This window comes from Bacillus sp. FSL R5-0431, assembly GCF_038002985.1.
Lineage (GTDB): Bacteria > Bacillota > Bacilli > Bacillales > Bacillaceae > Bacillus.
Window position 1 is genome coordinate 2,998,708 of record NZ_JBBOOG010000001.1, and the last position, 14,994, is coordinate 3,013,701.

The window sequence follows — 14,994 nt, forward strand, 5'->3', positions numbered from 1 at the left end:
AAAGATCTCCTTTTACGCTGCTTTTGTTTGTTGTTTTAATTCCTCAATATACTTCTTCGATTTCTCTTGATCAAAAACTTTTTCCCACTTAGACATGACAATGGCGGCAAGTGAGTTACCAAATACGTTAACAGTTGTACGAACCATGTCAAGAATACGGTCGATCCCAACGATGAAGGCAAGTCCTTCAAGCGGCAGTCCCATTGCACCAAGTGTTGTGATGACAACAACGATAGATGCACCTGGTACACCAGCCATTCCTTTAGATGTCAGCATCAAGATTAATAGTAACGTAATTTGCTCATAGATGGAAAGCGGCATGCCGTACATTTGTGCAACAAATATGGCGGCAATGGATTGATAGATGGCACTTCCATCTAGGTTAAAGGTGTAGCCTGTTGGGATAACGAACGACGTGATCGCTTTCGGGCAGCCGAACTTCTCCATTTTATCCATAAGTCTAGGCAGTACAGCTTCTGAACTTGCTGTTGAGAATGCAAGAATGATTTCTTCTTTTAGCACTCTAAATAGTGTAAAGACGCTTGTTCCAGCTAATTTTGCGATAATGCCAAGTACGACAATGACGAAGAATGCCATTGTACCGTAAACGACAAGTACCAGTTTACCTAGCGGGAGAAGCGCTCCGACCCCGAATTTGATCACCGTCACACTGATGAGCGCGAATACACCAAATGGTGCAAACTTCATCACTTTATTGGTAACCCAGAACATGGCTTCGAGTATACCCTCAAAGAATCCTAATACTGGTTTCCCTTTGTCTCCTACTGCGGCAATTCCTAATCCGAATAAGACTGTAAAGAAGATCGTTGGTAATAGATCACCTTCTGCAATGGATTGGAAAACGTTTGTTGGCACTAGATGCACAATGGTTTCAGAGAAACTCGCTTTTTCGGAAGAAGCTTTCGATGTCTCTTCATATTTAGAGATATCGCCTTTTTCCATGTTGCTCATGTCAATTCCTGTACCAGGATGGAAGACGTTTGCTGCAAGCAGTCCCACTGCTAATGCAATCGTTGTCACAATTTCGAAGTAAAGAATGGTTTTTCCGCCGAGTCTTCCGATGGTTTTCATATCCCCTACACCAGCTACTGCTACAATCAACGCAGCAATAACAATTGGAAGAACGATCATTTTAATTAAATGGATGAATATATCGCCAATCGGCGTTAACACATTAATAACGGTTTCATTTTGATAAAACAGCGCTCCCACGATAACACCCAGAACAAGTGCAATGAGTATTTGAGAAGCTAACCCTAACTTTTTCATACGTGAACCCCCTTTTTTTGATAACGCTTTCTTTGTTGCTTAATCGCATCTTAACGATGAACCTACAAAAAACGACAAAAAGGAACAAAAAGAAGTGAATTTTTTATGAAAAATCTTTTAAAAGGTGGGTTTTTCCACAAAATTGTTAAAAAAAGACTTCGCTTTTGGCGAAGTCTCAATGATCTTGCATATGTTCACTTGGCGGTTCTTGCTTTGGATAAAATTCATCATACATAGCATATCCAATAAGAACAAGAGCAACATAGAGCAATGCACTAATCGTCCAAATCCATTTGACATTCAGCTTCATTGTGCCACTCCCTCTCTAACTGGTTTCAATCGCTGCAATCTGAGCGCATTCAATACAACCGACACGGAGCTAAAGGCCATTGCTGCTCCTGCAAGCCATGGCGCAAGAAGTCCAAATGCAGCTATCGGTATCCCAATACAGTTATAAGCAAGCGCCCAAAATAGATTTTGCTTGATGTTTCTCATCGTTTTTTTACTAAATTCAAGCGCATCTGCAATGGCATGGAGGTCTCCTGTCATGAGCGTGATATCTGCTGCTTCCATGGCAACATCTGTCCCTGTTCCAACTGCCATCCCAATATTCGCTGTCGCAAGAGCCGGGGCATCATTGATGCCATCTCCGACCATGGCGACTTTCTTTCCTTGTTCCTGAAGCGCCGCAATGTGAGCAGCCTTTTCCTCAGGCAGGACTTCCGCAATGACATGATCAATGCCCGCCTGTTTCGCAATCGCCTCTGCCGTCAGCTTGTTATCACCTGTCATCATCACAACGTGAATCCCTTGCTCTTTCAGACGCTTGATAGCTTGAGGTGAGGATGATTTGATCGTATCTGCCACTGCGACAATGCCGGCGACTTCGCCGTCAATAGCGACAAGCATAGCCGTTTTCCCTTGCTGCTCCAGTAGTGTGATGGATGCTTCGACTTGATCATATGAGATATGATGTTTCTGTAATAGCTTACGCGTTCCAATCAAAAGCTTGTGTCCTGCGGCCTTTGCTTCAATTCCATGGCCTGGGTCTGCTTGGAAGGCTTCGATCTCGACCGCTTCAAGACCTTGTTCCTTCATTCCGTCTGTGATCGCTCTGGCAAGCGGGTGTTCCGACTGCTGTTCTGCCGATCCTGCTAGCTGAAGCAGCGTATCTTCTGTCCAATTGTCAGATACCATCACATCTGTCAGACTCGGCTCCCCTTTTGTCACAGTCCCTGTTTTATCTAAAACCACCGTGTCAAGTGATTGGGTCACTTCTAAATGCTCCCCGCCTTTAAACAAAATGCCTGATTCAGCTGCACGGCCGCTGCCAGCCATTATAGAGGTTGGTGTGGCAAGACCGAGCGCACACGGACATGCGATGACGATGAGTGCGATAAACGTTTCAAGGGCTGACGTCACATTTCCTGGGTCAATAAGGAAAAACCATATCAGGAACGTGAGCACAGCAATTCCTACAACGATGGGAACAAATATCCCTGATATTTGATCTGCCATCCTTTGAATCGGTGCTTTTGAGCCCTGTGCTTGTTCTACGACTCTGATAATCTGTGAAAGGGCGGTCTCTTTCCCAACCTTTGTCGCTTTCACTTTCACAAACCCATTTTTATTGATGGTTGCCCCGATGACCGCATCACCAGCCGTTTTATCAACAGGCAGACTTTCTCCCGTAATCATGGACTCATCAATTGCGGTTGTTCCCTCCACGATCTCTCCATCTACCGGCACTTTTTCCCCCGGTTTGACAAACACAAGATCATTCACTTTTACTTCGGTAATAGGCACGGTCATCTCTTTTCCATCTCGCTCGATGACCGCTTCTTTCGCTTGTAGGCCCATCAGCTTTTGAATCGCTTCTGATGATCTCCCTTTTGCTCTTGCTTCCATTAATTTTCCGAGCACGATCAACGTAATAAGCACAGCACTTGTTTCATAATAGAGGGCTGCCTCATGTGTGCCTTGAACCGCTGACTGAATGCTTTCGTATAAACTATAGAAAAACGCTGCTGATGTCCCAAGTGCGACAAGAACATCCATGTTGGCACTTTTATTACGTAAAGCTTTATATGCTCCTACATAGAAGGGCCAGCCGACAATGAACTGAACCGGCGCTGCTAAAGCCAGCTGAACCCATGGATTCATGAACGCTTCTGGCAGCCAAATAAAAGACGTGAAGGAAAAGTGGCTGACCATTGCCCAAAGAAGCGGCAGTGACAGGACCATTGAAAATAAAAAGCGTGCCGTCTGCTTCTCTATTGCTGCTTGGCGATGATCTTTCTTTCCTTCTTCTGCTTCGTCTGCAGCTGGTTCAATTAAAGAATATCCAATGGACTGAACCGCATCCTTTATATCACTTGTAGACGTTTGGCCAGGGTGATACGTGACCTGAAGTGTCTCAAGCGCAAAGTTCACAGATCCGTGATCAACACCATCCATCCGGTTAATTTTTTTCTCGATTCGGTTGGCACAAGCCGCACACGTCATTCCCTCTATATCAAACTCTGCTTGCTCCATCACCACACCGTAGCCAAAGGATTGAATTTTTTGCTTCAGATCATCTGGTGTTAGTTGTTCTGTTTCATACACAATGTGAGATGTTTCCAGAGCTAAATTCACATTGGCATCCTCCACACCTTCCAGCCTGTTCAATCCCTTTTCGATGCGTCCTGCACAGGCAGCACAGGTCATCCCCGTAATTTGAAAGTCGATTTCCTTTTTCATTGATCTCACCTCTCCACATACTCCATAGGGGTATCTTTTTTTGAAAAAAATACGCGCTGACACATGCAGCACGTATATCATTTATACGACATCATATCCCTGTTCTTCAATCACATCAGAGATTCGGTGTAACGTGACTTGATCAGGATGAAATGAAACATCCACCTGTCCCTTGTCTAAATGGACTTTCACCGATTCAACACCTGTTAATTCTCCTACATTTCCTTCGACTGCTTTCACGCAATGTCCACAAGACATGCCCTGCACTTGAAGTGTTGCTTGTTCCACTTCTCATCGCCTCCTTCAATCATTTACTACAACTTACTATACCCTAGTAGGGTATCGATGTAAACATAAATAATTCTTAATGTGCTACGATTTTGCCAGTTTCGTAAAGACGTTCATTAACTCTTCAATGGCTTCATCCCCATTGCCGCTCTTAATGGCATCCGCTACGCAGTGATGTGTATGCTTTTCCATCAATTGAAGACTGACTTTTTTCAAAGCCGCATTGACAGCGGAGATTTGATTGACAACATCTATACAGTAACGATCGTTTTCAATCATTTGCTGAATCCCGCGCACTTGTCCTTCCACTCGTTTCAACCGATTGATCAATTGATCTTTATCCTTCTCGGCTCTAGGCGAAGCCATATGTCTTTCTTCATGTTCTGTCATGTGATCACCTTTTTTCTAATAAGACTTGTTTTTATTTAAATTAAAGCATATCTTCACCGGAAAAGGCAAAGATATGCTGAACACACTCTATAGTGTTTGCCTTAGTTTGTTAATTGTTCAATGTCCTGCAATAGATTGACGGACTGCTGAAGCTGCTTGATCAACCCTTGCTGGTCCTCAAGCATAGCAGCAACGTCGATGTTGTCCGCTTTCAATTGCTGTAAATACGTTTGAATTTCCTCTGACAGCACCTTATTTTTTTCAATGATCTGCACATGCAGGTCTTCTGCTATTTTTGGTGCTGTCAGTTCATTAAATTCTTGAATGTCTGCTTTCAATGATTCAAGCTGCTGGGTTAATTCTGCTTTTTTGGCGGCGTTTTTTACAGCTTCTTCTGCGAGCTGTGGAAAGTCCTCCGTAAATTGCTGAATGTCCGTCACATACTCATTTGCCTCTGTGACATATGTCGTTGTATCACTTACTTGGTCAAGCAAACCGGAGCATCCACTTAATACAAGCGTGCCCGAAAATAACAAAGAGATCACATATTTTTTCAAGATCGATCATCCTTTCATCTGCGGTATTGAAAACATCATTTGTCCCGCTCCCCCATCACACAGATGCAATAAGACCTTAAAAAAGCCAGACCTTTGCCTCATGTGTGATAGGCAAAGGTCTGGCTAACATGTTCATGCCGGAATGGCCGAGAAACAACGTGAGTTTCTGTAATGACGACCAAACCGTAAAAGCTACTCCCCTTTAGGAAACCGTTCAAATGTTATGTTTATCATATCGAATGTCAGGACAACAGTCAATGAGAAGCTGGCGGTAGATCATGCTCTTCATACAGCATATAGTCCGCTCCAGTTGACGCATAAATCCGGTTGCGCCCTTGACGTTTTGACATATACAAGGCTTGGTCCGCTTCAAATAGAAGAGTTTCTAATACATTTGGATCATAAGCTGTATGAGCGATTCCAAAGCTCGCTGTCACTCGCACTTTTTCCTCATCAGTCTCAAAGAAACTCGTCTCAAACGAATGTCTCATTCGCTCCGCAATATGACATGCCTCTTCAAATGAATGATGCGGCAGACAAATAGCAAACTCTTCTCCGCCATATCGTCCGAATAAATCGTCCATCTGTAAATGCTGCTGACAAATGGTGACAACATGACGCAGCGCCTCGTCTCCAATATGATGTCCATGCGTGTCATTGATTTGTTTAAAGAAATCAATATCAAACAGCAAGATCGCCGTATCCTGCGCATCCTCTTCCAAGATCATCTGCGTTCGTTCAATAAAAGAAGAACGATTGAAGATATTCGTCAACCCATCAATATACGCACGACGCTCCAGCTCTTCCTGCAGCAAACGCTGCTCTGTTACATCACTGATCACAATTTGCCTGCCCTCGATCTCTCCTCTTCTATTAAATAACGATGAAGCGGTCAGGTGATAATAGCTGGACTGATCTTTGTCCTTTTTCCACATTAAATCATATTGCGAATGATCCTGCGGAGAACGCAGCCACTGAATGAACGCGGTATCTTTGATGATCCCTGAGAAAATATCGTCAATTTTATAGCCAATGCCCTTTTTATTAGAAAGTGCTGGAATGATCGATGCAGCAGCGGGGTTGTAATCTATGAGTGTCCGGTATCGATCTAAAATGAGAACCCCTTCAGACATATGCTCAAACACACGCTCCATTGCAATGGGAGAGAGCTTAAAGAGCTGGAACGACATAATCGCCCATAAGTAGAGTGCATTGGTTAAAAACATCACCACAGGGACCGGGTCAATATGAAGAGGCGTAACGCCTAATAAATAGATAAAAGATGTCGTGATTGGCAGTAACATTCCCACTAGCAAAATGAGGATCTGCTTTAAATATTCTTTTTTTGTGACACGTAAAAACCAAACCAGCATAAAAATAGCGAGCATCGAACAGCCAAATGTATAGACGCCATGAATGATATACCAATAGCCAATCGTAAAATCAGCCAATAAAAAACCGTCTACTGGATTCATCGTGATGCTACGATAAAAGAGTGAATGAAAAGAGTTGGTGAACACCATAATGGTGGTGAGAGTTGGAATCAGTAAGATGAGAAGCACGCGGCGCTTTGTGAAATATTGATGGAATCCCGTAAATTGCAGCACAATCATCAGACTGAATGGTGCGATGAACGGAAGACCTATGTATTGAAAACAAACCCAGAACATGATCTGTCCAGGTGTACTTGCCAATAATTCAAACGTGTGCCCAAAGATATAAATCGCAGTTGCTCCAGACATGTACATAAACAATTGACAGCCAGTATACCGGCGGCGGTTCGCATGAGCAATGATTGATAATATCACGGACAGAATGCCAGAAACACTCATGATCACAATAAAATGTAAAACAATCGAATCCATGTAAACGCCCCAATTTCAGTTATTTAGAACTAGTCTAATCTTACTATATATGAGGAAGTCGCAAATGGGAAGGTGTGAATTTGATTTGGTTGGAGGTTTTTTGTAAAGTTTCGGTCGTTATCTGTTCGTGATCCCTTATATTTTCACTACTTTTTGCTTAATTTGAGGGAGAAGTATGTTGCGGTAGGTGAAATATCTGTACAATGTGGAAATCGGGGATCAATGACGAGGAGGCTTACAAAGTATATGACTTTTTTGATTATTATGGCGGGGCTATTTATGCTGATTCTCTTAGAGAAGCCATTTGAGAAGAGAAGTTCTGGGTTGATATTTTTGGTGAGTTATTTACTACTGATTGCAGTTTATGTGATTCAAACAACGTTTGTGGAACTCTTATCTAATCAGCTCTTACTCATCATTGCTATTATAGTTGTTTGTCCTTTGTTAATTCGATTTTTACAGTTGTTTCGGGGAAAATCTCGTCAGTCTTATTTTCTTCTTAATTCCATCCATTTTATAATAGAGAAATTTCTCGTTAAAGCAAGGTGTTGTTCTCATATTCCACTCTAGAAATCCTTCTCAACACAAAGCCGATTTTGTATTGCTAGATTATTCCGATTAATGGCTTGAAGAATAATTTCATTGAAAATGTCCTGGAAAATCGTTGTATCTTTAAATCGAGTAAGGCGATGCCAAATGATAAGGAACGGGGTCATTGATGCTCAAACCTAAAAACATCAATATTCTATGCTATGCCAATTGCTCTAGTGGTAGAGGCCACGTTCTTTTAAACCGATTCACCCCAACTTAAAGAAATGCAAACAACATCAATAAATATCCACGACCCTGTTCCTTATCATGAAGCAATGGATCTAAAACGTTTTGATATATTAGTCGTACAAAACCTCCCTGATATTAAACATAATATAACCTCTTTTTATAAAGCGGAGCCACATATATAATGAGGGGTAATAGTCATCATAAATATACAGTATATATTTTTATTTAATAGCACTATAAGGGTAGCAATTATCATTTAAGAATAATAAATTAGAACCTTTTAGTCTTCATACTCCATTCATAATGTCCTCGAACACCATTCTCCAACCTAGATATGAATTTAATCATACCACTATCAAAAGGCTCATTACTGATAAAGACTTTATTTTTAAGTTCAATGAATGTATTAATTTCTATGTTTAACATTTCCTTTGCTCTATCTAAAGCTGTCTCTATTGAACAATTTTCTTGTTTTTGCAGAATGATAACCAAATTATGAATTTCATCATTCTCAAATTCTTTTTTAAAAGATAATAAATCATTTGTCCAATTTACTATTTTATTGATAGAGTTAATTAAATTTCTCAGTAAAATACTACGACTAGAAGCAGGAATAAAACTTCTACCTCCTCTTTCTATTAGATCAAAACAGACAAAAACACTCCCACTATGCATCCTATGATTGACGTACTCTTCAAGAGTTGGTATGTACTTTTCTTTTTCATTTTTAATTTCCCATTTAATAGAATTAAAACAATTTTGAATACTTTGAATAATTCTTTTTTTCCATTCATCAGGCATTCCTATACTAAGACGTTTCCACCAATCATGCCACGCATATAAAAAAGTATCATCATCATAAAATGCTCTTTCATTAAGAATTTCAATTATCTTTTTAGAATATATATCATATAACTTTTGATTGTTCAAATTGTCGCTATAATCATCCAATATACAAAACAATAAAAGATAATCAGAAGACAATCTTACACTGTCGTAAGAGTCATAAGGTTGAGAACGTCCTGCCAAGTATGAAATTTTTTGTCTTTCATATCTTTTTATGTTTGAATCATTCATTAAATTATTGATTTTAGCCCAATTAACTGTGTCTTCATGTACTCGTTGAACAAAAGGATGAATAGAACCTTCGAAACATTCTTCTATTTTGGGTATTTTTTTTACTTCTAACATTTTCTAGACCTCCCAAAAATTATTTTCTTTTTTATGTTATTTACCCTATTTAATTTTTTCTGTATACAAAAAGATGAACAGAAAAATGCTTACCTCAGCAAAGCTATTTAAGCTTAATTCTAATAAGAGTCATAAACAAACATTGTTAAATAACATTTCTATTTAGCAATAAATATACCATATTATAACATGATTAAAAATACTCAATGTTTTAGTGAAAAATCACCCTATCAAGAAAGCTTTAAGACAGCTTCATCATACTATTCCATAAGATTGAGCAACCAACATCAAGCCCTGAGCAAATTGAGGAATTTGAAGACACCATTGCCACTGCTAAGTGATGATTTATCGCTAATGTTTGAGGTCTTTGATAAGGGTGTTGTTTAGCGAGGTAATTAACAAAGGATTAAAAGACATAAAAAAAGCGCTCAAAAATAGCGCCTGTTAAAAATGATTATAAAGTTTTGGAACGTTTTACGATAGTATCTCTACCAGTTCTATCGACAGATGTTATGCAAAATGTTTAAAAGAACCGAATGTCAGAAAGATTTCACGAATTCAGACATTCTCATGCCTCATATTTAATAAATGAAAATTGCAATCCTTTAGCACTGGCCAATCGTTTAGGCACTCAGATGTTGCAGAAACACTCAACTCTATGAGCATCTTTAACCGTCTAAACTGAAGGTTCATGGAAGAAGAAGATTTCTAAAATGATGCCAGAATGTTGCCAGTCCCGTATCAAGGATTGTCAAACCCTTGATACGACTGCATTCTAAAAGTTTTGATGGAGACGGTGGGAGTCGAACCCACGTCCAGAGACATCGATTACTTAAGCGTCTACGAGCGTAGTCAACATATTTCGTGTTCACTCATCCGCATGCCTGCTGACGGGCGCTTGGAGAGCTAGTCTGATGGATCTCTTCTTACGTCCTCAGACGGAAACGTAAGCGTAGCCTACTTCATTGGGCTCCTCACAGACACATAGGCGATGTCAGGAAGAGCTCGCTGCACTTATTAGGCAGCTAGTGCTAAGTTTTGGTTAAAACTTTTAGTTTTGCCAGTTACATTTAAGTGCGTGTTAACGAGATCGCCTCTCGGCTCGCAGCCTAAGCTCGAACCATCCCTGTCGAATCCGTAACGTCCCCTTGTAAAAGGGATATACGGGATGGAAACGTTCAGCTTAACTGCTTCCGTATATAACTATTATAACAATCTCTTCGCTTGAAACAACTGGTGGTTTCTGTAAGAAAAGCAATGATTGTTTACTGCATAACATATTGTAGCATAATGCTTCCGCTCTCAGCAAGACATCTGCATGAATCTAGAATTGCTTTTGGCGATCACGGAAAGCACGCTCGATTTCACGTTTTGCATCTTTTTTCTTCAGATCGTCACGTTTATCATATTTCTTTTTCCCTTTACCAATTCCGATCAGCACTTTGGCAAAGCCATTTTTTAAATAGAGTTTCAGAGGCACGAGTGAGTAGCCTTCTTCCTTTGTCGCACCAATCAATTTACTGATTTGCTTGCGATGAAGCAGCAGCTTTCTCGTTCTCAGCGGATCATGGTTATAACGGTTCCCCTGCTCGTATGGGCTTACGTGCATGTTGTGAAGAAACACTTCTCCTCGCTCGATTTTGGCAAAGGAATCTTTTAAATTCACTTTTCCTGCACGAATCGATTTGATTTCAGTTCCTTGTAACACAAGGCCGGCTTCATACGTTTCTTCTATAAAATAGTCATGATTTGCTTTTTTGTTTTGGGAAACAACCTTTCCCTCTCCCTTTGGCATTGGCGTACACCCTCCTTTTGACACAAACGCGGTCCAAATCGTACGGATTATTTTATCAAACAATCCAGCTTTCGACAATGCTGACGCCATGTGGTCAAAAAGCAAATAGAGCGTGATACCCTATTTGCTTTTTGGCACGTTACTTTTTCTTTTTTCGCTTTTGTTTTGGAGCGTTATCAAATACGCGTTTTTTCTTTTTCTTCTTCTTATGGCCTGTGAACCAGTCACTTCCGCCTTTATCCTCTTTGGCTTTATCCCCAGAGGCATTTTGACCTCCACGCCCTTTTTTCGCTGGTGAATCTGTCCGTTTTTTGAACTTAAAATCTTTTGGCGATTTACGGCGGGTGCCTTTCATGCCGACGATTTCAAAATCAATGGAGTGCTCATCTTTATTAACACTAACCACTTTGACAGTGATTTCGTCACCGATACGGTAGACATTCCCTGTGCGTTCACCGATCATGGCAAAGTGCTGTTCATCAAAGCGATAGTAGTCGTCTGTCATGTAGCTGACATGGACAAGACCTTCAATTGTATTCGGCAGTTCAACAAATAGTCCGAAGTTCGTCACGGAACTAATCATGCCATCAAACTCTTCACCGATTTTATCAAGCATAAATTCTGCCTTCTTGAGGTCATCTGTTTCACGCTCTGCATCGACTGAACGGCGCTCCATAGTAGACGCATGATCTGCGATTTCAGGCAGCAGCTGACCCCACTTTTCTAGGGTTGCTTCGTCTGTTTTTTTCTGAATCAAATAGGTTCTGATCAGTCTATGCACGATTAAATCCGGATAACGGCGGATCGGTGATGTGAAGTGAGTATAGAATTCCGTTGATAATCCAAAATGGCCGATGCTTTCTGGATCATATTTCGCCTGTTTCATCGAACGAAGCATCACGGTTTGTATCACAACTTCTTCTGGTTGATCCCTCACAGCATCAAGTACACTTTGAAGGGCACGCGGGTGGATGTTTGTCGACGTTCCTTTCACAATGTAACCAAACGTTGTCACGAACTCTAAAAAGCGCTGAAGCTTCTCAGGATTTGGTTCTTCGTGAATTCGATATATGAAAGGTACATTCAACCAGTGGAAATGCTCTGCAACCGTTTCGTTTGCAACAAGCATGAATTCTTCAATTAATTTCTCTGCGACAGATCGCTCACGAACGACAACGTCTTTCGCCGCTCCTTCATCATCTACAAGCACTTTTGCTTCCTTGAAGTCAAAGTCTACTGCCCCGCGCTCCATCCGTTTGTCGCGAAGAATCTCTGCAAGCTTCTCCATCTCTTGGAACATTGGCACAAGCGGCTCATATTTGTCTAAAAGCTCTTCGTCTTGGTCGACTAAAATCTTATTCACATCAGAATAGGTCATTCTTTCCGTCGTTTTGATCACACTTTGGAAAATCTCATGTTTGACGACCTTCCCATTTCGATCGATGACCATTTCACAAGACAGGGTGAGACGATCGACCTTCGGATTCAATGAGCAAATACCGTTTGACAGGCGGTGCGGGATCATCGGAATGACGCGGTCTACGAGATACACACTCGTTCCACGCTCATAAGCTTCCTGATCAATCGGGGAGTTCTCTGTGACATAATGAGAGACATCTGCAATATGCACCCCTAGCTTATATTTGCCATCATCCAGCTTTTGCACCGTAACGGCATCATCTAAGTCCTTCGCATCTGCTCCGTCAATTGTTACAATCGTTTCGTTGCGCAAGTCACGTCTGCCTTCCAGGTCTTTTTCATCAATCGTTTCAGGTGTGTCTACTGCCTGCTGAAGCGCTTCTTCTGGGAACTCACCTGGCAGGCCGTGTTTATGAATGATCGATAAAATATCAATGCCAGGGTCATTTTTATGACCGAGGATTTCAGTCACTTCGCCCTCTGCACTCATTCTTCCTTCTGGGTAGCTTGTCAGCGTCACGACCACTTTATGCCCTTCGACCGCTCCATTTTTAGCGGATTTCGGGATGAAGATATCGGTTGTGATTTTTTTATCATCAGGAATGACAAAGCCAAAGCTTTTCGTTTCTGTGTAGGTACCGACAACCGTCTGAGTATTACGCTCCAGAATTCGGATGACAGTTCCTTCTTTTTTTGTGCCGTTTGATTTGTGGCTGACACGAACCATGACCGTATCACCATTCATCGCTGTGCCTAGCTCATTAGGCGGAATGAAAATATCATCCTGTCCAAACTCTTCTGGTGTCACAAATGCAAAACCTTTTGCATGAGCAGACAGTTTTCCTTTTACCAAGTTCATTTTTTCTGGTACACCGTAGCGATCGCTGCGCGTGCGAACGATGAGTCCTTGATCTTCCAGCATCACAAGTGCTTTGACGAGCTCTTTATAATCATCAGGATTGGTAATCTCCATCATCACTTCCAGCTCTTGAACGGTTAACGGTTTATAAGCTTCATCTTTCATAAAAGCGAGTAATTCATCCATAAATTCTTCTTTTTGCACACTCTAACCCCCTATATATTTAAATTGACCAATTAAGTGATTCTAAGAATGCATATACATCCTGATGAACCTTCTCGCGCTCTTTATCAAGCGTGATCACATGGCCTGATTCTTCATACCATTTCAAATGCTTTTGATCTGTCTCTACTTCGTTATAAATGATATTCGCACTGTCTGTATTAATCATATGATCATGACGTGCCTGAACAACAAAAGTAGGTGAATAAATCATGTCGACATTGTTTCTGACATCTGCAATCAGTTCTTGCAGGCTCCTCAGTGTACCCATTGGCGTTTTCTTGAACTCTTCCATTTCCTGTTCAATCTGCTCCTCTGACTTACCCTCGAATTTCTTATAGTTACGGGCATATTCTAGTACACCCTGGTACATGACTTCTTCACTTTTTATGTACATAGGTGCACACATAGGTACAATTCCCTTTACAGGTACAGTGTAACCTAATTTCAATGAAAAAACTCCTCCAAGGGATAGTCCGCAAACCGCAATTTCCTCATAGCCTTCATCTTTTAAGAATTGATAGCCTTCTTCTACATCTTTCCACCAGTCAGCCGGGCCAGATTGGACAAGCTCTTCTGGCGGCACACCGTGTCCTTTATATTGAGGTGCATGGCATGTATACCCTCTTTCGTTCAAATAACGGCCTAGCATTCGAACATCGGCTGTATTCCCAGTAAAACCGTGAAGAAGAAGCACCGCCTTTTCTTCACCTTTAAACGTAAATGGTTTTGGTGTAACAACTTTCATGATGTGACTTCCTTTCCTTCCGATATGGTTTATATTTTCCACTTGTATGTATGAAACAAACACAAAAGAGTGCTGATAATAAAAAAAGGTCTGAAAAAAGATCAGACCTTCTGTTACTCGCGCCTTACACGCCTAGATATGCCAATGCAAGTGTTAAGATGAAGAAAAGCACTGACAAAATAACCGTTAATCGGTGAAGTATCAAGTCAAGGCCTCTCGCTTTTTGCTTACCGAAAAGCTGCTCGGCTCCACCTGAAATAGCGCCTGACAGTCCAGCACTTTTACTTGATTGTAACAATACAACGATGATAAGTGCGATACTGACAATTACGAGTAATGTGATAACAAATGCGTGCATGAAAACACCTCCAGACAAACTGGTACACATAACTTTATTTTACATGAAAACAAGGTGCATGTCACGAAACATCAAAATAAAGATTCCCTCTATATTGTCGACTTTATTCGTTATTTTGATTCAATTTCATTCCAAAGAGTAGTATGCAGCATTTTTTATATGCAATTTTCGGTTAAAAATACGTTTTTAACGGGTTGCTTCTTCTTTCAATAGCTGTTTTAATTCTACTAACAAACGTTCAGCTCCTTCAGGACTCAGCATCACTTTCCCATTTCCATAGCTTTTGTTGTACTTCGTCACTTGTCCAGTTAACAGGCAGCTCTTATCTGCATCATATTTTTTTAGCATAATGGTTTGATCTTCAATGAAAATTTCTAAGAGCTGCTCTTCTTTAATATTGAGTACCTTGCGCATTTCTGAAGGCAGAACAATTCTGCCTAGTGAATCAATATGTCTGACCATCCCAGTTCTTTTCAACGACATTGCCTCC

General features: G+C 40.9%; 13 protein-coding genes and 1 other RNA gene. All 14 read right to left on the reverse strand.

Translation table 11 applies throughout. The features are described 5' to 3' along the window. Positions 1-12: 12 nt before the first annotated feature. Entirely contained in the window at positions 13-1,290 is a 1,278-nt protein-coding gene (locus MKZ03_RS15545; protein ID WP_003213370.1) for a cation:dicarboxylate symporter family transporter, read from the reverse strand. Positions 1,291-1,465: 175 nt separating this feature from the next. Then, positions 1,466-1,600: a hypothetical protein gene (locus tag MKZ03_RS15550; RefSeq protein WP_340973742.1), complete on the reverse strand. Its 135-nt coding sequence runs from the start codon at positions 1,598-1,600 to the stop codon at positions 1,466-1,468. After that, positions 1,597-4,032, reverse strand: a complete 2,436-nt coding sequence (locus MKZ03_RS15555) for a heavy metal translocating P-type ATPase (RefSeq protein WP_341032357.1) — start codon at positions 4,030-4,032, stop codon at positions 1,597-1,599. Before MKZ03_RS15555 ends, MKZ03_RS15550 begins: the two co-directional genes overlap by 4 nt. Before the next feature lie 81 nt (positions 4,033-4,113). Beyond that, positions 4,114-4,320 (reverse strand): copper chaperone CopZ, encoded by a 207-nt coding sequence (copZ, locus tag MKZ03_RS15560; RefSeq protein WP_095285778.1) that lies wholly within the window; start codon positions 4,318-4,320, stop codon positions 4,114-4,116. A gap of 84 nt (positions 4,321-4,404) precedes the next feature. Next, positions 4,405-4,710, reverse strand: a complete 306-nt coding sequence (locus tag MKZ03_RS15565; RefSeq protein WP_034659999.1) for a metal-sensing transcriptional repressor — start codon at positions 4,708-4,710, stop codon at positions 4,405-4,407. A gap of 101 nt (positions 4,711-4,811) precedes the next feature. Beyond that, on the reverse strand, positions 4,812-5,267 hold the full coding sequence (locus MKZ03_RS15570; RefSeq protein ID WP_034660001.1) for a DUF6376 family protein: 456 nt from the start codon (positions 5,265-5,267) through the stop codon (positions 4,812-4,814). A 254-nt stretch (positions 5,268-5,521) separates the two neighbouring features. Beyond that, positions 5,522-7,132, reverse strand: coding sequence for a histidine kinase N-terminal 7TM domain-containing diguanylate cyclase (locus MKZ03_RS15575; protein ID WP_307500246.1), 1,611 nt, complete (start codon positions 7,130-7,132; stop codon positions 5,522-5,524). 1,050 nt (positions 7,133-8,182) lie between these two features. Continuing rightward, the gene (locus MKZ03_RS15580) at positions 8,183-9,103 is read right to left on the reverse strand and encodes a terpene synthase family protein (protein ID WP_307500247.1); all 921 of its coding nucleotides are present in this window, start codon (positions 9,101-9,103) and stop codon (positions 8,183-8,185) included. 785 nt (positions 9,104-9,888) lie between these two features. Beyond that, positions 9,889-10,251, reverse strand: a transfer-messenger RNA (tmRNA) gene (gene ssrA / locus MKZ03_RS15585). A 176-nt stretch (positions 10,252-10,427) separates the two neighbouring features. Then, the gene (gene smpB / locus MKZ03_RS15590) at positions 10,428-10,898 is read right to left on the reverse strand and encodes an SsrA-binding protein SmpB (RefSeq protein ID WP_060597311.1); all 471 of its coding nucleotides are present in this window, start codon (positions 10,896-10,898) and stop codon (positions 10,428-10,430) included. 139 nt (positions 10,899-11,037) lie between these two features. Continuing rightward, positions 11,038-13,380: a ribonuclease R gene (rnr, locus tag MKZ03_RS15595; protein WP_334750459.1), complete on the reverse strand. Its 2,343-nt coding sequence runs from the start codon at positions 13,378-13,380 to the stop codon at positions 11,038-11,040. Between the two features lie 19 nt (positions 13,381-13,399). After that, positions 13,400-14,146, reverse strand: a complete 747-nt coding sequence (locus tag MKZ03_RS15600) for an alpha/beta hydrolase (RefSeq protein WP_334750460.1) — start codon at positions 14,144-14,146, stop codon at positions 13,400-13,402. A 124-nt stretch (positions 14,147-14,270) separates the two neighbouring features. Beyond that, positions 14,271-14,504: a preprotein translocase subunit SecG gene (gene secG / locus MKZ03_RS15605; protein WP_003212746.1), complete on the reverse strand. Its 234-nt coding sequence runs from the start codon at positions 14,502-14,504 to the stop codon at positions 14,271-14,273. Between the two features lie 186 nt (positions 14,505-14,690). Continuing rightward, positions 14,691-14,981 (reverse strand): AbrB/MazE/SpoVT family DNA-binding domain-containing protein, encoded by a 291-nt coding sequence (locus tag MKZ03_RS15610; protein ID WP_003213714.1) that lies wholly within the window; start codon positions 14,979-14,981, stop codon positions 14,691-14,693. Positions 14,982-14,994 lie beyond the last annotated feature (13 nt).

Coding starts and splice junctions, on each gene's coding strand:
- MKZ03_RS15555 (WP_341032357.1), bottom strand. CDS start 4,032: ATGAAAAAGGAAATCGACTTTCAAATTACGGGGATGACCTGTGCTGCC.
- smpB (WP_060597311.1), bottom strand. CDS start 10,898: ATGCCAAAGGGAGAGGGAAAGGTTGTTTCCCAAAACAAAAAAGCAAAT.
- MKZ03_RS15575 (WP_307500246.1), bottom strand. CDS start 7,132: ATGGATTCGATTGTTTTACATTTTATTGTGATCATGAGTGTTTCTGGC.
- MKZ03_RS15565 (WP_034659999.1), bottom strand. CDS start 4,710: ATGACAGAACATGAAGAAAGACATATGGCTTCGCCTAGAGCCGAGAAG.
- MKZ03_RS15545 (WP_003213370.1), bottom strand. CDS start 1,290: ATGAAAAAGTTAGGGTTAGCTTCTCAAATACTCATTGCACTTGTTCTG.
- MKZ03_RS15550 (WP_340973742.1), bottom strand. CDS start 1,600: ATGAAGCTGAATGTCAAATGGATTTGGACGATTAGTGCATTGCTCTAT.
- secG (WP_003212746.1), bottom strand. CDS start 14,504: ATGCACGCATTTGTTATCACATTACTCGTAATTGTCAGTATCGCACTT.
- MKZ03_RS15580 (WP_307500247.1), bottom strand. CDS start 9,103: ATGTTAGAAGTAAAAAAAATACCCAAAATAGAAGAATGTTTCGAAGGT.
- MKZ03_RS15600 (WP_334750460.1), bottom strand. CDS start 14,146: ATGAAAGTTGTTACACCAAAACCATTTACGTTTAAAGGTGAAGAAAAG.